The following is a 23,984-nucleotide window of genomic DNA, read 5'->3' as shown; positions in this document are numbered from 1 at the left end:
AGATGGCACCTCGAATGCCCACTATTCGAAGGGTAAAAAAATTCGGGTATTCTACTGAGCCTGTTTCAAAACGTTTCAGTTCGGTCAAGATCAAGGCAGGCGATCATTTCAACCGCAGGCGCAGCCTCGCTACGTCAAGGATTGAAATGTGAGCCCAACGCCGATATTGGCTGAAATGGGACGTTTTGAAATTGGCTCTACTGTAAAAATTTCAACCGTTCAGTTTGGGTAATAGCTTGTATTCAAACATCTGTTCGTTGACTTCAATGCCCCACCCCGCGCCTTTTTGCTGGCGGGTCAGGCTGAATCCGACGCTTTCATACAAGTGTCTGGCAACGTCGAGCCCCTCGAACGTCCAGAGAAATATGCTTCGGTAGGCTTTTCCCCTGCAAAAATCGACCGCACGGTTGATCAACTGCCGCCCCATCCCTTTCCCCCGCAGGGCATCGGAGAGGATGAACCATCTCAAATGGGCGCCGCTTTCTGCCGCATGGGTGCCGTCGATAACGATGCCGCCTTCAACCCGGCCATTGATGGCGGCCACCCACAGGGCATGCCGGCCGGGATCATACGCGGTGAGAAACGCCGACAGTTCGGTGGCAACCTTGGCTTCGAAAAAAAGGCCGAATCCCCAATGCTCTGCATAGTAGGTGCCGTGCAGTTCGGCGATCCGGCCGATGGCGCCCGGAATATAACTTCTTGTGACGGTGACGGGTAGATCAGGCGCCATGGCTGAAAAACTCCTTGTAGATTTTATAGTGACGGGTTTTTTCGTAAGCGGTGCGGGCGATGGTCGGTTGATTAAAATCATAAACCGACGCGCCCGGGCAGGACATCAGAATGGGTGAATGGGTGGAGATGATGAACTGGGCATGGCCGGCGGCGCTCATTGCCGACAGCACGTCCAGCAGACGCAACTGGGTCTTCGGCGACAGGGCGGCTTCGGGTTCGTCCAGAAAGTGCAGTCCTTTTACCTGGTAGATGGATTGGAAATAGGCCATACAGGATTGCCCGTGGGATTGGGTGACTAAGGATTGACCGCCGAAATAAGTTAACAGGCCGGGGCTGCCGGCCGCCCATTCGTCAACCAGTTGGGAAAAATTCCGGAATAGCTCGGGAGAGAAAAAGGATCCCGGCACCGCTCCGTCGGCCCATACGATGTCCAGGGACAGATGCAGCAGGTTCTCATATCGGCTGGCCTTGTATCTTGCCCGGTGCATGCCTTCCCAGATGTGGATATTGCACCGTCGGCACAATGCCTTGAGCAGGGTCGATTTGCCGGTGCCGTTCTCACCGGTGAAAACCGTCACCGGCGAGGGAAAGTCAATGGCGGCGGTATGCTGGATGATGGGTAGATTAAAGGGATACGCCTCGGTTGTCGGGAATCGGTCATGGGCAATGCGTACGCTTTTCAAGTGCATGAGTGGGCTCCAGTGGGTTGCCGCCGGCTGCCTGTCCAGCTCGTCGCCATTGAGCTGAAAAGCACGGATGAAAATGATCGACAGCGTTAACTGTTTTTTACAGCTGTTAAAGCGGAACCAATCCTCCCTGTCAACACCGGACCGGCTGCCGAATAGCGGTTTGATTTTCCCATACCCTTTTATTTTTCGATTAACATCCGTTTCCATAGCGCCTATAATGCCGACATGCCGGCAAGTCTGGAAGAATCGAATCCCAGTCGGAAAAATGATGGCGGGTTGGGGAACCCTATGGGAAAATTCATTGAATTAAAAATCGATAGTCATCGGTTCGGGATGCCGCTGCCGGATGACGCGGATATCCTGATGAACCGGGAACCGCCAAAGATTGTCTCCGGGCAAAGTTTTTCGGCAGATCTGGTTGATGCCCTGGCGTCCCATCCGTTGCACGGGAAGCGGCTGGCCGTGGTGGTGGCGGACAAGACCCGGTTGTGCGGGTATGATCGGTATCTGCCCATCCTCATCGACGCTCTCGAGAAAAGAGGCGCCTTAAAAGAGAACATCACCGTGTACATCGCCTACGGCACTCATCCCGCCCAAAGCGATGCCGATTGCCGGGCGACCTACGGCGATGTTTTTTCACGATACCGATTCGTTCATCATGACTGCACTGAGGACACATGCTTTGCCGATCTGGGCGCTACCCGGCGCGGCACGCCGGTCCGTATCCGTAAGGACATTGTCGAAGCCGATTTCGTCGTCACTTTCGGCGCGATCTCGCATCACTACTTTGCCGGGTACGGCGGGGGACGCAAACTGATATTCCCGGGGCTGGGTCAGCGGGCGGCCATCTACCGCAACCACAGCCTTTTTCTGGACCCGCACCGCCGGACGTTGTCTGCCGGGTGTCGATCGGGCTGTCTGGCCGGCAACCCGCTTGCTGAAGACCTGGACGACATCGAAGATTATCGACCTGCCGATCTGGCCATTCACGGCATCCTGGACAGCCAGGGTACAGTTTGCCGGCTGATGGTGGGACGTGGCATCGCTCACTTCCGGCAGGCCTGCGAATGTCATGCTCAGAACTGCGAAATCGATGTCGGCGACGGATACGATTGGGTAGTGGCGTCCTGCGGTGGATACCCCAAGGACATTAATTTTATCCAGGCCCACAAGGCCGTCCACCATGCCGCCGCCTTTGTAAAGAATGGGGGCGCCCTTATCGTTTTCGCCCAATGCCGCGATGGGATTGGATCAACGACCTTTTTACCCTGGTTCGACATGGGGGGATGGAATGCCGCATTCGACCATCTCTCTCACGCGTATCAGGGCAACGGCGGTACGGCCCTGGCCCTGATGGCAAAAACCCGGCGGATAAAGATATTTCTGGTTACCGACCTGTCGCCTGACGTGTGCCGACGCATTGGCGTCACCCGTCTTGACCCGGGATCGGCTGAGGATAGGGTCAGGCGGTGCATCGGGTCCCTTGCCGTGGTTCCCAATGCCAGCCTGCTGGTCAGAAGACAGACCCGGCGTCAATTGGAACACCATGCGGACCTTGCGCGAACTCCCAAAAAATAGTATTCCATGAATTAACACCATCCATATTTTTCCTGCCGGAAAAAGCAATTTTAGCCAAACCACCCGCTTTTTCTTGACAATGCCCCGACGAGCTTTTAAGAGGGGCACGATTTTGAGTCGGGCGCAGTCAGGGCGAGAGACAACACGTTAGGGGAAGATTCATGGCGAAAGCGAGATTGAAGGAACACCGGATCAACCGGGACTGGTGCAAGGGGTGCGGGATCTGCGTGGCGTTTTGTCCGAAGGCGGTGCTGGAGCTGGATGATGAGGACAAGGCGGTGGCGGTGCGGGTGCAAGACTGCATCGCCTGTCGGCTGTGCGAGCTGCGCTGCCCGGATTTGGCCATCGAGGTGGAGACGGAGAAACCATGAGCAGACAGATCAAATTCATCCAAGGCAACGAGGCCTGCGTGGAAGGGGCCCTTTACGCGGGGCTGGAGTTTTTCGCCGGCTACCCGATCACGCCGTCGACGGAGATCGCCGAGCACCTGTCCAGACGGCTGCCGCAGCGCGGGGGCAAGTTCATCCAGATGGAGGACGAGATCGCGTCGATGTGCGCGATCATCGGGGCGAGTCTGACCGGGCGCAAGGTGCTCACGGCGACCTCGGGACCGGGGTTTTCGCTCAAGCAGGAAGCGCTGGGGTACGCGGTGATGGCCGAGATTCCCTGCGTGATCGTGAACGTGCAGCGGGGCGGACCGTCCACGGGGGTGCCGACGCACGTGAGCCAGGGGGACGTGATGCAGGCGCGCTGGGGCACGCACGGGGACCACAGCATCGTGGCGCTGACGGCGTCGAACCACCAGGACGTGTTCGCCATGACCGTGGAGGCGTTCAACATCGCCGAGACCTTTCGGACGCCGGTGATCCTTTTGTTCGACGAGGTGGTGGGGCACATGCGCGAACGGCTGGAGATTCCCGAACCGGGGGAGATTCCGCTGGTGGAGCGGTTGCGCACGGCGGTGCAGGGGGGGGTGGACTATCATCCCTACCTGCCGCGCGAGGACGGGCGGCTGCCGATGAGCGACTTCGGGGACGTGCACCGCTACAACGTGACCGGGCTGGTGCACGACATGTGGGGGTTTCCGTCGGACAACCCCAAGATCGTGCACGGGCTGTTGCGGCACCTGGTGGACAAAATCGAGAACAACGCCAACCAGATGGCGCGCTACAAGACGTTTTACCTGGAGGATGCGGAGACGGTGCTGGTCAGCTTCGGCAGCGCGGCGCGCAGTGCCCTGCACATCGTGGAGAGCCTGCGTCCGCGGGGGGAAAAGATCGGGCTGCTGGAGCTGCAGACGCTGTGGCCGTTTCCGGCGGATGTGATTCAAGCGTACTGCAACCCCGCCAAGTACACGGTGGTGGTGGAGATGAACATGGGCCAGGTGTGCCAGATGGTCAAGACGAGCGTGCGGCATCCGGAGCGGGTGTTTCTGGCCAACCGGATCGACGGCGCGTTCATCACGCCCACGGACATCAAGAACATACTGCGCCTGATCAAGGGCAAGGGGGTATAGATGGCAGTCAAGGATTATATCCGCCAGCGGTTTTTTCCGCACCTGTGGTGTTCGGGGTGCGGCCACGGGATCGTGCTCAACGGGCTGATCCGTGCGGTGGAGAAGCTGGGGATGAGCCGCAACGAGATCGTGATGGTGTCGGGGATCGGCTGTTCGTCGCGCATCTCGGGATACATGGATTTTCACACCTTGCACACGATCCACGGGCGGGCGCTGGCCTTTGCCACGGGGGTGAAGCTGAGCAAGCCGGATCTGAACGTGATCGTGCCCATGGGGGACGGGGACGCCCTGTCCATCGGAGGCAACCACTTCATCCACGCGGCGCGGCGCAACATCGACATCACGGCGATCGTGATGAACAACCGCATCTACGGCATGACCGGGGGGCAGTACAGCCCGCTGACCGGACCGGGGATGATGGCCACGACGGCGCCGTATTCGAACATCGACCAGGGGTTCGACGTGGTGGAGATGGCCAAGGCGGCGGGAGCGACGTTCGTGGCGCGGACCACGACGTACCATGTGCAGCAGATGGCCGATATCATCCGGGAGGCGATCCTTCACGAGGGGTTTTCGGTGGTGGAGGTGATGAGCCAGTGTCCGACCTACTTCGGGCGCAAGAACAAGCAGGGCGGGGCGGTGGACATGATGAAGCGCATGAAGGAGAGTACGACGCCGATCGGATCGAAGGCCAAGGCGGAGCATCCGGAGCTGATCGAGCGGGGCGTCTTCGTCCAGCTGGACAAGCCGGAGTACTGCAGCGAGTATAACCGGATCATCGAACGGGCCATGGGGGGAAGATAGATGGAGCGATGCAGGATGGTGTTTTCGGGATCGGGCGGCCAGGGGGTGATCACGGCCGCGATCATCCTGGCGGAGGCGGCGGTGCTGCACGAGAATCTGACGGCGGTGCAGACCCAGGCTTACGGGGCGGCGGCGCGGGGGGGCGCCACGCGCTCGGACGTGATCGTATCGGATTCCCAGATCAACTTTCCCAAGGTGATCCAGCCGAACGTGCTGGTGTGCCTGACGCAGGAGGCATACAACAAGTTTTACGACATCATCCGTCCGGGGGGACTGCTGATCATGGACACGCGCTACGTGAAACCGCAGCTGAAGGTGGACGCGGTGCAGCGTCAGCTGCCGATGTACCAGACGGTGATGGACCGGATCGGCAAGCCGATCGTGTTCAACATCTGCATGCTGGGTGCGGTGGTGGGACTGACGGGTCTGGTGCGTGCGGAATCGATCATGAAGGTGCTGGAGCAGCGCATTCCGTCGGGGTTTATCGAGATGAACCGCCAGGCCCTGGAGCTGGGGCTGGAAATGGGCCGGGGCGTGAAGTGATGGAAGACAGAGGACTGAGGTCGGAAGGCTGAGGACCGGCTCCGTTTTTCGCAGGAGCGGCTTGCCGCCGCGATCCGTAACCGCAGCCTGCAGATCTTACACCTGGCCATGCAAAAAGAGTCATCAACGATAGCGGAACATGCTCCCGAATCTTCAGCAGGATCGCCCAGCGCCTCAACGCCGGCAGGACTTTATATCCACATCCCTTTCTGCAGGGCCAAATGCCCCTACTGTGATTTCTACTCAGTCACCGACCGTAGCCTGATTCCCGAGTACATCGACGGCCTTCTCGCTGAGCTGAACCTGCTTCGGCACCGGGTTCCTCGTGCGGACACCCTCTATTTCGGCGGTGGAACGCCGTCTGTCCTGACGCCGCTTCAGATTGCCCGGATTCTTGAAGGCGTCCATTCCTGCTTTTCATTGACACCCGACGTGGAGGCCACCCTGGAGGTCAATCCGGGAACCGTGAATAAAGCGGATCTGGCTGCATATCGGTCAGTCGGCATCAATCGGCTCAACATCGGCCTCCAATCGATCGATGATCAAATCCTCACTTTTTTGGGGCGGATCCATACGGCAAAAAAAGGTATCGATACCTATCGCTGGGCTCGGGAGGCCGGCTTCGACAATGTGGGGCTGGATTTAATCTACGGGGTTCCCGGCCAGACTCCAAGCCGCTGGGAAGCTGAAATGGCCGGCGTCATCCAACTGGCGCCGGATCATCTTTCCTGTTACACGCTGACGATAGAGCCGGGAACGCCAATGGCGAAACAGGTGGAAAACCGGCTGATTCAACCGCTGGATGAGCAAACTGCCGGGGATTTGTTCTCGGCCACCCTGCAATATCTGAACAGCAAGGGATACCGCCAATACGAGATATCCAACTTCGCCCGCAATGCCGAAGGGGATACGACCGACCGCCGCTCAAGGCACAACCGCAAATACTGGACCTTTTCACCGTACCTGGGGTTCGGGCCGGCTGCACACAGTTTTCTGGACAACACGCGCGGGTGGAATCATCGGTCTCTGGACGATTACCTGGCGGACCTGGAGGCCGGAAAACGCCCCGTGGCGGGAACGGAAACGCTGACCCGTGAGCAACGGATGATGGAATTCGTTTACCTCGGGCTGCGACAGACGGACGGAATCGATACCGCGGACTTCGCGTCGCGGTTTAGGGTGGATTTCTCCGACCATTTTGAACCGGAGGTGGCCCGTCTGCTCAGTGAAGGGCTGGTGGAGAGGTTGTCAGGGCGGATTCGACTGACAACCCGGGGCATGCGGTTTCTTGAGCATGTGGTCGATCGGCTGCTCAGTTGAGGTCATACTGATTGGCTGTTGAGCCGGGAAGTTGCTTGCTGGTAAGCGTTCAAGCTGTTTTGACCGACTGGGTTGGCTGTCCCTTCCGAGCTCCTGGCCCATTGTTATCGGTCATCCGATCTCAGACCTCGGCCCCCTGATTTCTCTTTACGTTGACAACGTCTTGATCAACTGGCCCAGGTAAAACCGGGCATGGCTGACGGGGGCTGCCATATTGGCCCGGTGGTTGGCAAAGACGCTGCTCAAGTTGCGGTCCAGAATGATCCACGGATCGATTTCCGCAGCGCGCTGGCAGGAGACGATGGCGTGGTGCAGCAGCTCGGTGGCGTGGCGGGATTCCAACGTCGAGAGAAAATCATGGTGAACAGCCTCCAGCACCGTCGCCATGGAGCTGGCTACGCCCTGGGTGTAGAAGAAGTGGTCATCCGCTGAAAAAAAGCTCATCGGCGTACCGTCTGAATTGACCTGCTTCACCAGGTTCTCGTCGCAGCTGCCAAGAAGATCTTCGAAGGAGGCCAGCAATGGGATCAGGTTGTCTGTCCGGGTATAGAAGGTCGCATTGCCTGCCCTGAGCTTTACAAGATAGGCCTCCATTTCTTCCAGACCCTCGCGGTATTTCGATTCGGCAGAGGGGAACCAGTAGCTGCTGGCCTTGACCATGAACCAGTTCATGGCCTGCTCCAGGTTCTTGTCAAAAGCGTCGGTGGTGCCGGTTCTTGAAATCCGCTCCGCCAGGGCTACGGCCGCCCTTCGGGTTACCTCCAACACGCCCATCTGAAAATTGTTAACATTGTCCGTGACATCAATAATGTCGTTGGGTCTCCATCCCCACCAGCGTTCTTCCAGTTCGTACCTCAGTGGCTTGATGACCGCTTCGACAAAGGCGACGCCTTTTGGAGTGGGTTTGTGTACCGGAGCGACAACAGCGGTGGCCGCAAGGGGATGTCCGATGGTGGTGCTGGGTTCCGCGGCGGTCTGGCCGGCACCGTGACCGCTTGTCTGTGCGCTGTGCCCAGGTGCCACCACTGGCTGCTGGTGCGTTGTTGGCTGTTCGTCGTCCGCTGAGCCTGCCGTCATTACAGATGATCCATGGGAGGCGGTTTCGTGGGCAGCAGTGGCCCCATGACTACCGGCAGTTTCCTGGACGGCAGGGGTCCCTTGATCGGTGGTGTCAGCCGTTGCGGTAGTATGTCCTTTAGCGGCACCGGGTGCTTTGGATGGATAGTCGGCAAGCATCGGTTTGCTATGACCGTCGCTGCCTGGGGGGGACGTTGATGCGGCCGAATCCGGCTGGCGGGCACCCGTGTTTTTCGATGATTGACCTTGCGGGGAACTGAAGATGATGGAAAGGGCCCACAGGATAATTACCGCTATGGCGATGCCGCCGATGATGCGCGGGGTTGCAAACTTTCTGAACTCAAATCCCTTGGCGTTTTTTTCCATGACTGCTCCGTCTTCGATATCGTTCGGTCCGGCGGTAATCTATTGCCGATGTTGGTATTGGGACTGCGTTATTGGCGCTTTCTGAGTTTTCGGATATCCCCCACCCGGATGGTGACATTGGTGGCATCGAAATGTTCGATCAAAGGTATCACATATTTGCGGGAAGCTCCAGTCATATCCTTGAATGCAGGTGTGGATATCTCACCGTTTTCCAGGATATACGCCACCAGTTCCTCCTTCAATTTTTCAATGGTTATCCGATCATAATAGAGATCTTCCTTCACCTTGACCAGCACGCCTTCCCCGACCAGCAGTTCCAGAACGCCTTTGGCAGATTTGGGATCCACATCCAGTTCCTTGACGACGTCCCGGAAATAGGGAGGTGTCAACCCGCTTTTGCCATAGATGTCCAGGATCTGCTGCTTTGAAGCTTTTTGATCCACTTGAAGGGATACCGTGTGGGAAGCCAGCCGGACCGTATCGTCATCGAGGACCAGTTGCTGGTCTTTGATCATCCGGTTGAGTACCAGGGTAAAGAGCTTGCCGCTGGCCTGCCGCGGAAATTTGGATTTCAATTCCTCTTTGGAGATGCCGTTTTTGAGTGGGTTGTCGCGGTGGTATCGTTCCAGCACATCCCGGCTCAACTGCCTCAGTCCGTCAAAGACGTCAAGATGGATGTATGTGCGGTTTTCCTTGTCGACCAGGAGGATGGTCTGACTGTTGAGCATGGTGCCGATAGCGGCCTCCAGGGATTTTGCCGGCAGGTTGGTCATCAGGAGCAGTTCGTCGAAATTGACGCCTGCCGGGCCGGCCATGCGGGCATGGTAGTCGATGATGCCTTCGGGTGCGGCATCGACCAGGCCCTCGAGTCCGTCGATGATCTCCTGCTGAAACCGTTTGTGTTTGACGGGGATGGGGTTGAGCAGCTTGCCGCCGCCGATGGTCCGAACCGGTGAGTAGCTTCTGATCACGAACCGATCGTCGCGGATCAGGCTGACCGGTTCATCCAGACGTATCTGTGCCGCACAGGTCTCTCCGGGCGCCAGTTCCTCCCGGTCCAGAAGAATCAGGTTTCCCATGGTCTCGCTCGTACCGGTGTGGAACCTTACCTGGGTTCGGCTTTTAATGGGTTTTTTATTGCTGGATAGAAAGTGGAGTTCCAGGTCCACCATGTAGCTGGGCATCAGCGTGTTTTCCCGGGCCAGGATATCCCCGCGGTTGATAGCAGTCTTTTCCAGGCCCTGGAAGTTGATGGCGGTGCGCATGCCGGCCTCGGCGGTTTCTCGGCTCTGATTGTGGACCTGGATTCCCCTGACCTTGGAGGTGGTTTTTCCGGGATAGATCATGATGGTATCCCCGACGTTGACCCTGCCCGAAATCAAGGTGCCGGTGATCACGGTGCCAAAGCCTTTCATGGAGAAAACGCGGTCCACGGGGAGCCTGAAAAGCCCAGTGGTGGATCGCTCGGGAACGCTTTCGCACAAGGCGTCGAGTGCATTGATGAATTGGGGGATCCCTTCTCCGGTAACCGAGGAGACCGGTACGATCGGTGCCCCTTCGAGAAAGGTGCCGACTGTAAAATCACGGATATCTTCGGTGACGAGTTCCAGCCACTCTTCATCGACCATGTCGATTTTGGTGAGCACCACCATGCCGTATTTGACGCCCAGAAGGGCGCAAATCTCCATGTGCTCGCGCGTCTGGGGCATAACCCCTTCATCGGCGGCAATAACCATGGAGACGATGTCAATGCCCGTAGCGCCGGCGACCATGTTCTTGACGAACTTTTCGTGACCGGGCACGTCGACGATGCCCAGGTGCCGCCCACTGGGAAGGTCCAGAGCGGCAAAGCCCAGTTCGATGGTGATGCCGCGTTTCTGTTCTTCCTTCAGTCGGTCGGTGTTGGTGCCGGTGATGGCCTTGATCAGGCTGGTCTTGCCGTGGTCAATATGTCCGGCGGTGCCGAGAATAATCTGTTTCACGATCGATGCGCTCCAGCAGGTTGTCATGGTTGCTGCTTCTTACGATTTCTCAGGTATTCTGCAAAATAGGCCAGCCCCACGAGGATAATGCCCAATCCGGCCACATAGATGATGTTGGCGTCGGGATAAAACATGCGCGAGAGGATGACGGCAAAAACAGCCCCCAGAATGGCCCTGATGATGAAAATATGAAATTGGGTCAAGATATTACCCCTTTCCAATCGGACAATTGAGCGAGTACACAAATAACATGTCATCGCGCAGCAAAAGCTGCAGCAATTCAGATCGGCATCGAAAAAAACCAAGCCGTCGTTCGCCTACTGCGAAACCTTGACAACAAAGACGCCGGGACTCTCCGGATGCCCCGATTGGTCGGGGCCTCGTGTATCGAAGATCGAAGGGCAAAAACATTGCCGGAAAGGGACAGTGTTCTCGAACTCATTGGCGATCAATCCTGGTCAATGTCCTTAGGAATGGATTTATCTTTTATTATCAATTCATTAAAACCAAAAAACCATCTTTTTCGATGCACCGTTAGGGTATATTAGAAGCCAAATTAGGTCAATACTTATGGGGAACACATTGGTTTTTCAATGAAAGCAATCTGCGTCATCCTACCACTTAGCAACCTGTCGAATTGCCGGGAATTTTTTGGATTTGATCAAAATAGAGGTTGAAATGGTGCAGGTGATCTGATAAAAAAATGGCTCTTATGGTGGGTGTAGCTCAGTTGGCAGAGCATCAGGTTGTGGCCCTGAGGGTCGTGGGTTCAAGCCCCATCACTCACCCCATAAAACTAAAAGGCCATTGCACCATACACTCATTGTGGCAATGGCCTTTATCGCTTGTGCGCCCGTAGCTCAGCTGGATAGAGCGCCGGACTTCGAATCCGTAGGCCGCCCGTTCGAATCGGGCCGGGCGTACCAAATAATAAAAAAGCCACTCAGGAATGATTTCCTGAGTGGCTTTTTTATTGGTTTTTTCTGGAACCAGGAAAGCTTTTCGGGAGCTATAATCAAAAGTTGTGCTCAGGAAGGTAGGTGGTGTATCCTCGGTTGATTGTTCTCGAGGCAATTAACCGGCCAACGATTGTAACGCGCCACGAGGTTTACAACCAGGTGACGGAAGGTTTGCAACCACTTTTCAACTGGTAGTTTCCGGCTACCATTCAATCCGAATGGCAATTTTATAGACAGAAGTTGAAGGGTGTTTTAAGGCACGTTAACATGGTTGTAACCCGCCACGAGGTTTGCAACCAGGTGACGATTGGTTTGCAACCACTTTTTAACTGGTAGCTTCCGGCTACCATTCAATCCGAATGGTAATTTTTGTGTAATCTTTCACCTGGTTTGAAACCATTTAACGGGTGGTTTGAAACCGTGTAAATGGGCCTTAAATCGTCATTCAACGCTTGAACTGTGCGGCGCGGCTTTTTGCGTCCGTACCAGTGATTGGTTAGACTTAAATATAGAAATACAATTGATCCAATATGAGAATCATTTGGACAGCCCTTATTTTACTGTATTCCTCGCCCTTGGCAACTCCATGACTTGACGTATGCCTTGACAAGCCAATATCGCCTTTTTCAAGATCGAAATGTGGAAATATAACCTCTTTCAAGTAATAAAGAAAATCGCGTGGGAAGAACAGCGATGCTTCCGACCCGGTCTTGAGCTTACCTTTGTCAAACAAATGGTTAATTAGTTCAGGAATGTGGACGTGCTTTCCTTTTCCGGTTTCTTCGAAGTAATGAAGCCGTATGATCCCCTCGATCTCAGTTAATAAAATTTTGATGCAAACAATAAATCCTTTGGTATCAAATCCAAGATAGCACTGAATACCCGATTCCAATATGGTTTTCTTTTCCGAGAATATTTTCTTTTTCCACCATTTTTTAACGATACGTTCAATTCTTTTTTCATTGAATTTGGCGACTATTTTTTGAAGTTTGTTTTGTGGATCGGGAAGATTCTTATATGCCTCGCTCAATTCTTTGAACTCCGAAGCGAGTATTTCTATGAAAGGAAACCAACCATCCTTCAACAGTATGTCAAAATGAGGCTTTGACTCAAGAACATCGTATATATACTGAAATGATAAATATCTATACAACGCACCCAATTCTGTTTCCATTGAAGGGAGGTTGATTGTGTGTTCTCTATCGAGGTCAAAAAACAATCCAAATTTCCATCCCACTTTAAAGCAATATATGACTTTATCGGTGTCTTTGATGTTGATTCCTTCAAAGCTCAGTTGTTGAATGTCTGCGATATCGCCGGTTGTGATTACCCCTCCTTTCTTAAAATCTCTCTTTGCCATCATCAAGACCTTAACCGGCAAATCGTTCAAATAGAGATCTGCAGACAAATTTTCATGAATTAGCACAAGAAATTGAAAAACATGATTAACAAAAGCTGTCTTTAAAAAAATACCCGATATTTGATCGATGTAGGTGTAGAAGAGAGGATTATCGGAAACAAGAGAACCACGCGTTTGGATCTTTGCCATTTCGCCAGGCTGAGCGGTCTCTACAACAAACCCTACCAGGTTTTCGACAATCGGGAAGTTAAGTTTTCTCAATGGCACTAAGGCCGGCTGAGGAGTGTAATGCTTCTTTTTCCGTGGCTTTTTTTTGCGCGACTTCTTGGACATATTACATTCTCAATAGTCTATCGTCCGAGCTGAGATGAGCACGGTTTTTGCGCGTCGATTTCCAGCGACATGTTGTGTTTCGCTGTTCTTAGCATCCTCTGATTTTATCTCTTTAAATCCGTAATGTTTAATCATTCCTTTGTAGAATCCAAAAATACAACTGAATATCACAGCTGGTAAACTTAGAAAAAGCACTACAAGTATCGATTGGTTAGGGACGCCTAAAATACTGGTTAATATTGCTGGAATAGCAAGTCCTATTGGGGCAAAAATGCTTATGATTACGATAAATTGTTTCTGAGTATAGCGTGGGTGTTTATTCATTTCGTAGATTTATAATGGTGTAGAGGTATAGTTTCAAAAAATCGAAGTGGATAACCTCTATTAGAATTCTTGAAACATAACGTTGCTTTTAAGCGGGTGCGGTTTTTTGCGCTCCGCTGAAAAAGCCTTGTTATGCAAAGCACCTTGCAGCGATTTTTTCTTTTATTTTCAATTGAGTGTTTTTATCATTCAACCATTTCTTGCAGTCGCTAAAATATTGAAATATAGTGAACTTCGGTTTTTTAGATAGACTTTGACTTACGATCGCCACCCTGTATTTTGATTTCAGTTTTTGCATATGATGATATTCATTAGGTGTTAATTCAATTTGAAGGTCCTTGCCAGATAATCCTTTTACCTCTATAAAAATTTCATTGTCATCATTTCTTATTGTTAAATCCCAGCCCACATTATCATTTTGCACATCTATTATTTCAAATTCAGAATAATATTTTTTAACTGTCTCAACGGCAATCTCTTCAACTCTTTTGTTTTTTTCTGGGTCAATTGTTCTTTTCTTTTTTGGCTTTTTTGAACTCGAAAGCAGAGACGGAAGTTTCTTTATGAAATTCTGACCAATATTTGAATCGGCATACCATACAAAACTGCGGCCTTTACCACCCTTGCCTGTTGGCACTTTCACAAATCTTTTTGCGGAATGAATCAAAGAACAGTTTTTTGAGTCTGCTTCCACATAATACCCATATTTTTTCCTCTTGCCTCTCAATTTTTTGTTTTGCCAATATCTGTAAACCGTAGCATTTTTATAGTAACCAGTGATGCAAACCCCTCCACTAGGGTGCTTTGCCATCCAATAAACATCAACATTTTTAATGTTTTCATCTTCTTCATTAGCACCAAGTCGATTTATGTTTATCGTGCCGTTTCCGGGAGCTTGGACATATCCATACATTTTTCCATTTACATCTTGGAAATTATACATTTCATGTCCATAGCCATGTTCGTCAACAAAGCTACCGCCGAATCGGATTATATCCCCTTTAAGTCCCTGGAAATAATTCATCCACCCTGTATGTAGGAATATGATTTTTTTCATCAATCCTCCTTGCATAACGGTTGAACTGTGCCGCCCGGCTTTTTGGGTCGGCACCAGTGATGGGTTGGGCATTATTTTACGTTTTTAAGCTTTTTGCCTGACCTACGATATAAAGCGACAATATCGGAAGATTGGTCTTGCCCACGTGTTACTTTTACAATTGCAACAAAGTCGGGAATAGGCATAAAGCTAGTATAATAAGCAAAAGGGTAAATTGCGCACAGCAATTGTCGCCACTTATTAGACAGAAACCATGCTGATCCACTTGTTCCCCACTCACCTAATCCAGCGCATGCAATCCAAGAACGCTTTGGGAACTGATTTGGAGTTATTCGCAAAATAAAACCATAATCTGTGGTTTGATCACATACAAAAGGAAGAGCCTCTCCTGAATGTAATGAAAAACCATTATGCGACATTCTAATAAAAATATTCGCAGGTGAAGCAAGAATATCAGCAGTTTTGTAATTTGTTCCCGGACCTCCTAACGTAAAAAGATTACAGTCTAAAAGAGCATTTGCATCAGTATCTGAAATAACATTTGGTTGAGTATTCCCGGGAGATGAGAGCATACTGGTAAGATATGAAGTAGCCCGGACTTCGCACTCGCTTATAGGATGTGTAATTGAGTAAGTTCCTTGCAGAGTTAATGCACCACCATTTCTTGGCGGTTTAACAAAAGGATGTGAAATAGGTTGGCCGTTTGTATTATGAACTGGTGGTAGTGTTAATTGACCATAAACAATTTTAGCATCAATTTCTGGTTTGAGAATAAATCCTAAAAGTCTCTGCAAATGAAAGTGTCTGCATTTATGCCGCAGGTATATTAAAATTGCAGTCAGGATGGAAACTATTATTCCACCTAATATGTTATAAATGATAGATTTTAAATCCTGACTCATCATTTTTCATACCTTCCCCAACGGCCAGCGTCACAGGCGGCATGGTCCTCGCCGTCCTGTGAACGCTGAGGTTCTACGTTTTCTTTTTTTACCGATAAAGTATTTCATCACAAATTTAAATACAAAGCCAGCCATAGCCCAAATTGTAATTTGAATGACGATTTCTACTGACGACATTCTATTTTTTATAATTAGAGGAAGGCTCATTATACAGAACATTAATCCGCCAAAATTAATCCCCATTTTTATCCATGAGGTTGTTTTTGCTTTAGGTAACTCATCTGTCTTCAGAGCCTTAAAACGAAGCTTTTCATTCTCAATCCAACGTTTTTCTCCAAGAATCTTAACCCAGATTGTATTTTGGCGAATATAAAGGAATAGCTTTTAAGCCTATTACAATACTATTTTTGCACTTTTTTCTCAAACTATCTGCCTCCTACTAGAATGGTTAAAAACTTGCCGATTTATAATCTTAACCAGTTTTTGATGTCCGACTTAGCAGGGTGCAGAAAAAAGCGCTGAACTTGTATAAATGCCGGTTTTAAGGGTTATTATCACGATTGCCGTCCTAAAATGGTTGCTGTCCGCGAGTGTCCGGCATAACGTGGTTTAGTCGGACACTCATTTACCAACGCATATTCACGCAAGCCAGCTAACAATGGGCATTAACGCTATTTTAATTGTCCTTAAACATGGTTGCAAACCATCCGTCACGCAGCCATAAAAATACAAACCGGTTGCAAGTCCATTCCATCGCACCAGGTCCGACCATCTCAAGCACAAACCCGCGCCGCTATAGGACTTCCCACTGCACACCGTCGCTTCCCGTCAAATCCCGGGTGGTTGCAAACCATGTGGCAGGGCACAATCATCTAAAAAGTGCCTGTCAAAGACACCCATCGCATCCCTTTCCGGCTGGGCTTAACGTGTTGCACACTTTATTTTACTGTGATGCAAACCCGTACTTTTCTAGTATTTGCTTATATTCTTCAGTGGTTTTAAAAACTGTTAAAACCTTGCTGAACTCATCCGCCAAGGCTTTGTAGGAGGCACCCTTATTTTGGGTGAATGCAAAATAGGTATTAATCATATACGGCGGATCCATGATGATTATTTTATCTGCAAGGCCTCTCGCCTTTATCAAGTTTTCGAAACGCCCTCTGCTTCCTATTCCAAGTTTGTATCGTTTGCTGGCTATCATTAACACCACATTATTCTGGTGAGGCGCTGTTATTCTATTAAAATTAATGGCCTCATCGAACAATTTCCCATACGAGTTTTCTCGTGCCACGAGGACATCCATACCTGTTATACTCTGCAGCGCCCCATCAAAAATCAATCCGCTTCCTGGATAGGTAATAAACACACTCTCATCAAGATTAACATTCTCATCTGGAAAATAAAAAAATCCTTCTCTTTCTGTCGATCTATATAGAGACATCAGCCCGTCCACCTCGCCACGTTTTGCCATCTTTATGCAACGAGGCCATGGGTATGCTGTCCATCTAATCTTTATTCCTAAAGCCCTGGCTACAGCCTCAACGATTTCGACATTAACACCTTTGACTTCGTCGCCTTCACAGAATTCGTAGGGTTTCCAATCAGCGAAACAAAAATGAAGCGTTTTAGGAAATGAACTCGCCAAAGCGATAGCACTATTCAGAAAGACAAGCATGGTAAAGACAGTCATGGACTTTAGGATCTTCACTGATTACCACCTTCTGTGTGCGACGCCAATGATTTTCTAAATTATCAAATACATATCGTTAAAAACGGTTGCCCGTTTGGGAGAAATGAATGACTGGTGAGCTTGTTTCAAAACGTCTTGGTTCGGTCAAGATCAAGGCGGACGATCATTTCAACCGCAGGTGTAGCAGTGCTATGTTGAGGATTGAAATGTGAGCCCAACGCCATTCAAAGAAAGCTGTAATCTTCACCTGGTTTAAAGCCGTGTAAAAGGGTTTGTAAATAGCCATTTAATAGTAAATTTAAAAGTATGTACCGTTTGATTCCTGTTGGAGCTTTTTTACAGAAGAAAGCCTCTGACATTTTACATGAGACTTGGTTTCTTGAAAAATCTTAAAAATCCCCGATATTTCAATCTTTTGAATTGTATCTGTCCGGGATTGGTGACCATCCTCAATAATGACTATTCCATCCTTTTTTACCAATCTACCTAATTCCTTTAAAAGTTCGTTTGGTTGCGCTATCATATGAAACATGTCCAGAGCGTAAACCACATCAGCTATTTCAGCACTTATAGGCGTTGTATATTTTTCCGCGAGAACAGCTTCTACGTTTGATAGTTTTCGTTTTTTTATTTTCCCTTTCACTTTGGCAATAGCAAGTGGATGGACATCCACCGCTATGACTTTGCCCGCCTTCCCAACAGCATTTGACGCGAATTCAACATATCGTGCGGGACCGCAACCGTAATCAATAACCGTTTGACCAGATTTTAATTCTAGGGTTTCAAAGTTCCTACGAGAATACTGTCCAAAAATATCCATCAAATTCATAATAAAAGTCATAGCTTTAAACGCTATGTTTGGTATTGATTCCCTGTTCTTTCCTGAAAGAAAATCACCTATTTTTCTTCTTTCCATTGTATTCCTTCGTTCTTTTTACAAAACGATGACGTGATGGGCCGTGAAACAGCCAAAAACCGGTATTCAGGCCACTTTGACAATTCAAAACAATGACTCAGCCTGAAAATGCCACCATTTCTTCCGTTTTCGCTCAATTGACCGGTTCGCCGCTGACGATATTCATAGTTTTTTACCCCATCGCAATTCAATTTTTTCTCCCTTTTTAAAACATATGAAAAGTAATATTCCAGTCAGCAAGAAAACATAAACGACAACGGGAATGATCAACCAGGGAGAATGCTTTAAAAAGAGAATGCCGATTGTCACAAGAACGATATATATCAAGAAAACAATCCATCCTTGCCAAGTAACTGGCAGCCCCCAGCCGATTCCATATTTCATCGCAGGGAACCAGATACCTTCGTTATTCTTATTCATTATGTTTTCCCATAAGTTGGCGAAAGCCGAACGATTATGCGAGATTATGAGATCGCCGGTTAAGATAAGTTTCGGCAAGCAATAATATATCGATAACCATACTCAATTACAGGTTCACCTTTCTGATTTGTTACTTTGCATTTAATTCCAGCAAATCCTAAATCCGGTTTACTTAAAGATCGTCTGAGATCAGTCCACCAAGCTTCGATAGAAAGGACGTCTTTTGGTCTTACTGGATTAAACATTTTCGCCTCATACATTCCAACCCCACTTAAAATTGCTACATCAGCCTGCGCTTCCACAACCTTACGCGTACAGGCGGAAATGGTGTGGAGCGATGAAGCAACAAGACCACCAAAAATTGATTCCTTTGCTGCGGTCTCGTCAATATGAAATGGCTGTGGATCAAATCTTCTGGCGAATTCAATGATGTCACTTTGGGTAAAAACAATCTTTTGGCAAAGGAGATGTTCGCCATCGGCAATATCCTCAAAATATCGTTTTGCCATACTTGCTTGCTCTTTAGCCTTGGCGTAATCGAGGTAGGACGGCCAGTTAACCTTTACCCGATGGGGACTTCCTGCCCAGAAACGTAGACAGGGCAGCCCATAAGAAGCACCAAGCTGCGCTTGGCGCACTAACGCCCGGCTTCAGCGGCGAGGGGACCGAGTCCGCTCTGAAAGCCGATGTTCTGTGGTCATTCACATACGAAATCCCCAAAGACCATTTTTCATCTTATATAGACGGTAGGGTATCTCTTTCCCTTGTATTGTAACTTTTGCTGTTGCGACATCTCCTGTTTCAGTCTTTAGATACTTTTCATCTTTTGTTAGTGTAAACTCTGATTGAGAAAGCTGTTCGAAAAGATTCACCATAATCCCATGATTCTTTTCCCACCTTGGGGTTAGCTTCTTAATGGCTGTTTGCGTTTCAATACCCTCTGCCTCGGCTTTATACCACTCTGTGAAACGCTGCTGGGATAGATCACTGTAGTTTTTATCCTTCAATAACTTCAATATTGTTGATGACGCTTCTTGCGGACTCTCCGCGAAAGCATCTACAGCGCCCATAACAAACAAAACGCAAACAAACACGATTATTTTTTTTGGCATTTCTTTGCACAGAACATAGTTTATTCATCGCAATACGATGAATAAACTGTTTGGTTGAAATCAAGTTTACGCGTTGAAGTTCGAAAAAGCCCGGTTTTTTGAGCTTTAGCTCTTTTTTCCTACCATATCCATCTCTTAAATCAAGAGAATTTAATCCTTCCTTTTTTGGATGACTTTTTTGACAACGCCTGCAAAAGTTAAAATAGACGGGTTTTATGCCGATTTTGATGCTTATCCGTATTTACGGATAATTTTCAACACATCATCATGGTGATGATAATTCGAAGATTCAAAGGAAGTTTGGTGCTTCACAAGATTATTCGATTTATCGGCAGTTTATAATTCTTAATCAGCAACTCTCTGACAGTTGTCTGCTTTCCCCTGGACACCGTCTATTTCAAACTTACCGGGTTGATCTCGAACTCCTTGAATATCACCTGGATATCCGAATGATCGTTGATGCTCATCGGATCCGGGCCATCGTGAACCCGTTTTGAGATGGCGGTCGGTGGCAAAACCCGGAAACCGCCTGATAGGCCCGGGAAGGCACAATTTCCCTCGGGACGGCCAGTGGTCCATCTGGAAAACCGTTAAATAAATATCGGCCGATTTTAACGCGGTTTAGAACGAATTGTCGCCTCGTCGATGAGCATGACGGGCAATGGTGGTCGGATCAATACGACAAGAGAAAAATAAAAGCCGTTCCGATGCGCCAAACGGTTGAGAATAAACAATCTGCTGGCCTGATTGGTGATAAATCGTAACGCTCTCCGTAAGCAAAAAAAAGGAAAGAAAACACGGCCGGCTCCGGAAAAAATTTCTCGGCTGCTTTCCCCATGAAGCCTTCCTTTGATTGAACAAGGGCCATTGATTTCTATATCAAAGAAACAGTTGTCTACTCATCGCTGAAGTTCCTTTCTCCAGCTTCAAGTTTTTGTTTGGCCATTTTCAAATAATACCGACTCTGATTATCGCGCGAATTTTTCCGTAAGGCTTCTGAGAGATAAGTCACCGCTTTTCTGTTTTTACCTTGCAGTAGATAGGCGGTCCCCAACTCACTGAGAATCACGCAATCGTCCGGATCTATGGATAGTGCGGCCGACAAGTTGCTTACCGCACACTCAAGGGTGCCTTTACGGAGTTCAACCATTCCCAGATATTTGTAAGGTTCAACCTTCTGCGGTGCCAGCTGAACCGCTTTACTCAGTATTCGCGCAGCTTCATCCAACGATCCGGTTTCTGCCAACATCAGGCCTAATGTCACCATGGCAGGTTCATGAACCGGATCAAGGATGATGACCGTGTGCAAATTGTCGATGGCCGCTTTATTCTGTCCGGCAGCTATGTTAGCCAAGGCCAGATTGTAGTGATCCATAACGTTTGCCGATCCACCCGAAATTTTTTTATTGATCGCGTTTACCTGAATATCGGCGCATTGATGCTTCAACTCCCGATCATCGAAAATTCCATAAGAAGGAATCAATACATGGCTGCAGTAGTTGTCGACGATACGGCGATAGCGTGACTTCTGGCTTTCCGATAAGCGAGCCCACGGAAGCACATTGAACATGGGTACCTCGGCCGATGCGGCGAACTCCACCAGATCCAGCAGAGTTTCGAGATCGTTGTTGGCATCGGAGAACTTCTTGGTTCCAGGAGACAAACGGCGATGATCCGCCACAACCTGATCGATATCCAGGTTATTATTGAAAAGTTTCATCGGGGCCAAAAATTCAAGGAAAGGCAGGTTGTCCGTATGCAGCCGCCCATCTCCGAAAAGTCGCTGCAAATCCTCAGTCAGGATCAGGTGGACAAGGAAAGAAACCCCTGGAAACCTAACGATCCTCGATTTTTGTGCAATGATGGCGTTCTGCTTGGCGAGGTTCCAGTCGAATCGGCTGTCATTGTTGTTGAACCCTACCATCAGGTAATCCACAGGCCCCACCTTGATCAGTGCGCTGGTGGAGAAAACAGTAGCAAAGGTCCTTCCCAGAAGAGAAAATGTTTTCCAGTCCATTTCATAGGCCTGAATCCATTGTGCAAAGATCCCGTTGGCGGTCAATCGCCGTCTGGCCAACTGAAAGAATTCCAGGGAATACAAATTGGCCAGTCCGGCCATCCAGGGATTGGACGGCTCTGAAATAATGACATCATAGGATTCACGGGTCAGTGCTAAATGATTGCGGCCGTCTTGGACAATCAAACGTGTGCGTGGATCATCCAGGCAATGGTTGTTCCAGGGGTAGAAGAATTTTCGGCAGGCAGTCACAACCGCGCTGTTGATCTCCAGGATGTCCAACTGTTGGACCGGATAAAGCAGCACCTCTCCGGCTGTCATGCCGCTGGCCAACCCCAGCAGCATAACCTTCCGGGCATCGGCATGGAACAGCATGGGAATATGTGCGGAAAGTGTCTGGGTGGAACGGTCACCATGGGAAGAGGCATCCGCTTTGCCGCTGTTGAACATGGCGACCTCGATCGTTCCCAAACTGGTGGTTTCCTTTTCAACGGTGGTGAAACCGCCGATCCCCTCGCCTTGGAATACGACTTCCAGTCCCTGACGATGGCCGGCAATCCGCTGGGCTCCATGAACTAATGCCTCCCCCCATCCGGCGCGGTCCAGGTCCGCTTGGAGGACCCCGAAATCGCGATACCATCCCCGTGAGAGCAGATCGGTGCGCCAACTCGGATAGTGAGTCAACAGCAGCAATCCTACAGCAACAAATCCAACGACGGGCCAACGCGGCCGGTTGGTCTGGTTTTTCGTGTTTGCCTGATGCAAAAGTATTAAACCGGCTATAAGGAATTGGACCGCGATGACCAGACGCAGGCCGTTCATCTTGCCCATCCACGGAACCAGCACAAACCCGGCGACCAAGGAACCGGTCAACGCCCCAACGGTATTCAAGGCATAGGCCGTTCCCACTGATCGGCCCATACCGTTGATCGAATGGACGCAAAGCCGGTTGACCAGCGGGAAAGCGGCTCCAAGAAAAAGGGTTGGGGCCAGCAACAGAAAAAAAAGCACCATGGATTGGATGAGGACAAGGTGAGAAAACTGCCCTTGAACCGTATGAATCAGCTTGGCGAAAAAGAACTGACCGTTACCCAATGTTTGGCTGACCAAAAGCGCCATAATGGCTGCAGTGATCTGGGTGCAGGCCAGCCAGCTAAGCGCGTGGCGTGTTTTGTCAGCCAATCGCCCGAAAAGGATGCTGCCAGCGGCCAGACCGACGATAAAAGTCGCGACCACGATGGTGAAACAGTACGTGGTCGGCCCGGCGATGAGTCCCAGCAACCGTGTCCATAAAACTTCGTAGGCCATGGCACAAAACCCGGAGACAGTAAAAATCACCACCGCCCAATGGATCTGTCCGCTGCTGCCGATGGGTTCATTCTCCACATCTCCGTTTGAATCCAATATCGTTCCCGACAGGTTCGTCCAGGAACTGTCAACTATCGTAAAACGGCATAGCAGAAGACAGGAGATGCCGATCAATGCATTGAGGCCGCCAAATAAGCCCAAAGTCATTCGCACGCCAAATGTTTTTATCAGCACGAACCCGCATAGCACCACGCCCAGGGCCGCCCCGACCGTATTAAGGCCGTACAACCAGCCTGTACGGGTGCCGATATGTTCCAACCGCAGGACGTAAAAGCGGCAAAGGACTGGCAGCGTCGCTCCCATCAGACCCGCAGGCACAATCAGAACAAGAGCACAGCCGACAAAAGCAGCGGCTTGATAGCACCAGAAATGGGTTAGAAGAGAGTCGTAGATAGCCTCGTAAACCGGCTGGAGGCTCCGGATCATCAAGGGCACGGCCAGGGCACAGATCCCGATCCCGATTTCCATTTTTCCGTACAACGCCAGAAGTCTATCGCGCCGGGTGAACCGGTCGACGGTCCGGCCGGCCAGATAACTGCCCAGGGCCAGTCCGGCCATGAACACGGAAAGCACCGTGGACACGGCAAACGGCGCGCTGCCGATGACCTTGTCGATCAACCGGATCCAGATGACTTCATAGACCAGGCCGGCAGCGCCGGAGAGAAAAAAACAGACGGCGACGAAAAAGACGATGATTCGGTTTTCACCGGCAGCGATCTGGGTTCTGTTGTTCGACGAAATGCGATGCAATGGGTTGTCCTTTTTTGCCAGATCTTTTCCAGTTTTGCGATTGTGTAATAACTATTTCGGTTAGACATTGGCCTTCGATAAACTGCAGCAGGCTGCGGCATTGCCGAAACGATGCCACGGCCTGCTGTTCAATTCGGTTCTACCGACGATACCCTCCGCATTGAATCCG

21 protein-coding genes and 2 tRNA genes are annotated in these 23,984 nt (G+C 50.2%); 8 read left to right on the top strand and 15 right to left on the bottom strand.

Annotated elements, in window-relative coordinates; genetic code table 11:
• Positions 1–211 precede the first annotated feature (211 nt).
• Together ACHZBS_RS20185 and ACHZBS_RS20180 are read right to left on the bottom strand one after the other, a co-directional pair.
• On the bottom strand, positions 212–730 hold the full coding sequence (locus ACHZBS_RS20185) for a GNAT family N-acetyltransferase (protein ID WP_319408322.1): 519 nt from the start codon (positions 728–730) through the stop codon (positions 212–214).
• Entirely contained in the window at positions 720–1,628 is a 909-nt protein-coding gene (locus tag ACHZBS_RS20180) for an AAA family ATPase (protein ID WP_319408321.1), read from the bottom strand. The genes ACHZBS_RS20185 and ACHZBS_RS20180 overlap by 11 nt, the downstream gene beginning before the upstream one ends.
• Before the next feature lie 81 nt (positions 1,629–1,709).
• Between ACHZBS_RS20180 and larA the strand changes: the two genes are divergently transcribed.
• From larA to hemW, 6 genes are all read left to right on the top strand, one after another.
• Positions 1,710–2,999 carry a nickel-dependent lactate racemase gene (gene larA / locus ACHZBS_RS20175; RefSeq protein ID WP_319408320.1) on the top strand — a complete coding sequence of 430 codons (1,290 nt, stop codon included), beginning with the start codon at positions 1,710–1,712 and terminating at the stop codon, positions 2,997–2,999.
• Between the two features lie 161 nt (positions 3,000–3,160).
• Complete coding sequence (locus ACHZBS_RS20170; protein ID WP_319407877.1) at positions 3,161–3,370, top strand: 4Fe-4S binding protein; 210 nt, start codon at positions 3,161–3,163, stop codon at positions 3,368–3,370.
• Positions 3,367–4,515: a 2-oxoacid:acceptor oxidoreductase subunit alpha gene (locus ACHZBS_RS20165; RefSeq protein ID WP_319407878.1), complete on the top strand. Its 1,149-nt coding sequence runs from the start codon at positions 3,367–3,369 to the stop codon at positions 4,513–4,515. The genes ACHZBS_RS20170 and ACHZBS_RS20165 overlap by 4 nt, the downstream gene beginning before the upstream one ends.
• Positions 4,516–5,319, top strand: a complete 804-nt coding sequence (locus tag ACHZBS_RS20160) for a 2-oxoacid:ferredoxin oxidoreductase subunit beta (protein WP_319407879.1) — start codon at positions 4,516–4,518, stop codon at positions 5,317–5,319.
• The gene (locus ACHZBS_RS20155; protein ID WP_319407880.1) at positions 5,320–5,862 is read left to right on the top strand and encodes a 2-oxoacid:acceptor oxidoreductase family protein; all 543 of its coding nucleotides are present in this window, start codon (positions 5,320–5,322) and stop codon (positions 5,860–5,862) included.
• A 108-nt stretch (positions 5,863–5,970) separates the two neighbouring features.
• Entirely contained in the window at positions 5,971–7,182 is a 1,212-nt protein-coding gene (gene hemW / locus ACHZBS_RS20150; RefSeq protein WP_319408319.1) for a radical SAM family heme chaperone HemW, read from the top strand.
• Between the two features lie 147 nt (positions 7,183–7,329).
• Here the strand turns inward: hemW and ACHZBS_RS20145 are convergent, their stop codons facing one another.
• The 3 genes from ACHZBS_RS20145 to ACHZBS_RS20135 form a co-directional block, all read right to left on the bottom strand.
• Positions 7,330–8,625, bottom strand: a complete 1,296-nt coding sequence (locus tag ACHZBS_RS20145) for a DUF2333 family protein (RefSeq protein WP_319408318.1) — start codon at positions 8,623–8,625, stop codon at positions 7,330–7,332.
• A gap of 68 nt (positions 8,626–8,693) precedes the next feature.
• Entirely contained in the window at positions 8,694–10,607 is a 1,914-nt protein-coding gene (selB, locus tag ACHZBS_RS20140) for a selenocysteine-specific translation elongation factor (protein WP_319408317.1), read from the bottom strand.
• A 23-nt stretch (positions 10,608–10,630) separates the two neighbouring features.
• Positions 10,631–10,810 (bottom strand): hypothetical protein, encoded by a 180-nt coding sequence (locus tag ACHZBS_RS20135; protein WP_319408316.1) that lies wholly within the window; start codon positions 10,808–10,810, stop codon positions 10,631–10,633.
• 512 nt (positions 10,811–11,322) lie between these two features.
• Here ACHZBS_RS20135 and ACHZBS_RS20130 point away from each other — a divergent pair.
• Positions 11,323–11,398, top strand: a tRNA-His gene (locus ACHZBS_RS20130).
• A 58-nt stretch (positions 11,399–11,456) separates the two neighbouring features.
• Positions 11,457–11,533 (top strand) — tRNA-Arg (locus ACHZBS_RS20125).
• 535 nt (positions 11,534–12,068) lie between these two features.
• Here ACHZBS_RS20125 and ACHZBS_RS20120 read toward each other — a convergent pair.
• The 10 genes from ACHZBS_RS20120 to ACHZBS_RS20075 form a co-directional block, all read right to left on the bottom strand.
• Positions 12,069–13,259, bottom strand: a complete 1,191-nt coding sequence (locus ACHZBS_RS20120) for a hypothetical protein (RefSeq protein ID WP_319408315.1) — start codon at positions 13,257–13,259, stop codon at positions 12,069–12,071.
• Between the two features lie 454 nt (positions 13,260–13,713).
• Complete coding sequence (locus tag ACHZBS_RS20115; protein WP_319408314.1) at positions 13,714–14,640, bottom strand: DUF3883 domain-containing protein; 927 nt, start codon at positions 14,638–14,640, stop codon at positions 13,714–13,716.
• 71 nt (positions 14,641–14,711) lie between these two features.
• The gene (locus tag ACHZBS_RS20110) at positions 14,712–15,545 is read right to left on the bottom strand and encodes a hypothetical protein (protein ID WP_319408313.1); all 834 of its coding nucleotides are present in this window, start codon (positions 15,543–15,545) and stop codon (positions 14,712–14,714) included.
• A gap of 940 nt (positions 15,546–16,485) precedes the next feature.
• A complete protein-coding gene (locus ACHZBS_RS20105) occupies positions 16,486–17,250 on the bottom strand; it encodes a transporter substrate-binding domain-containing protein (RefSeq protein ID WP_319408312.1) in 765 nt (254 codons plus the stop codon).
• Positions 17,251–17,530: 280 nt separating this feature from the next.
• Positions 17,531–18,148: a methyltransferase domain-containing protein gene (locus ACHZBS_RS20100; RefSeq protein WP_319408311.1), complete on the bottom strand. Its 618-nt coding sequence runs from the start codon at positions 18,146–18,148 to the stop codon at positions 17,531–17,533.
• Between the two features lie 162 nt (positions 18,149–18,310).
• Positions 18,311–18,568 (bottom strand): hypothetical protein, encoded by a 258-nt coding sequence (locus ACHZBS_RS20095; RefSeq protein WP_319408310.1) that lies wholly within the window; start codon positions 18,566–18,568, stop codon positions 18,311–18,313.
• Positions 18,569–18,627: 59 nt separating this feature from the next.
• Positions 18,628–19,077 (bottom strand): MaoC/PaaZ C-terminal domain-containing protein, encoded by a 450-nt coding sequence (locus tag ACHZBS_RS20090; protein ID WP_319408309.1) that lies wholly within the window; start codon positions 19,075–19,077, stop codon positions 18,628–18,630.
• A 192-nt stretch (positions 19,078–19,269) separates the two neighbouring features.
• Positions 19,270–19,680 (bottom strand): hypothetical protein, encoded by a 411-nt coding sequence (locus tag ACHZBS_RS20085; RefSeq protein ID WP_319408308.1) that lies wholly within the window; start codon positions 19,678–19,680, stop codon positions 19,270–19,272.
• Between the two features lie 673 nt (positions 19,681–20,353).
• Positions 20,354–20,518, bottom strand: coding sequence for a hypothetical protein (locus tag ACHZBS_RS20080; protein ID WP_319408307.1), 165 nt, complete (start codon positions 20,516–20,518; stop codon positions 20,354–20,356).
• Positions 20,519–20,575: 57 nt separating this feature from the next.
• A complete protein-coding gene (locus ACHZBS_RS20075; protein WP_319408306.1) occupies positions 20,576–23,815 on the bottom strand; it encodes a fused MFS/spermidine synthase in 3,240 nt (1,079 codons plus the stop codon).
• Between the last annotated feature and the right edge of the window lie 169 nt (positions 23,816–23,984).

The sequence above is a fragment of the uncultured Desulfosarcina sp. genome, from assembly GCF_963664155.2.
GTDB lineage: Bacteria > Desulfobacterota > Desulfobacteria > Desulfobacterales > Desulfosarcinaceae > Desulfosarcina.
Note: the sequence above shows the minus strand (reverse complement) of the source record. Positions and strands in the feature narration are given on the sequence as shown.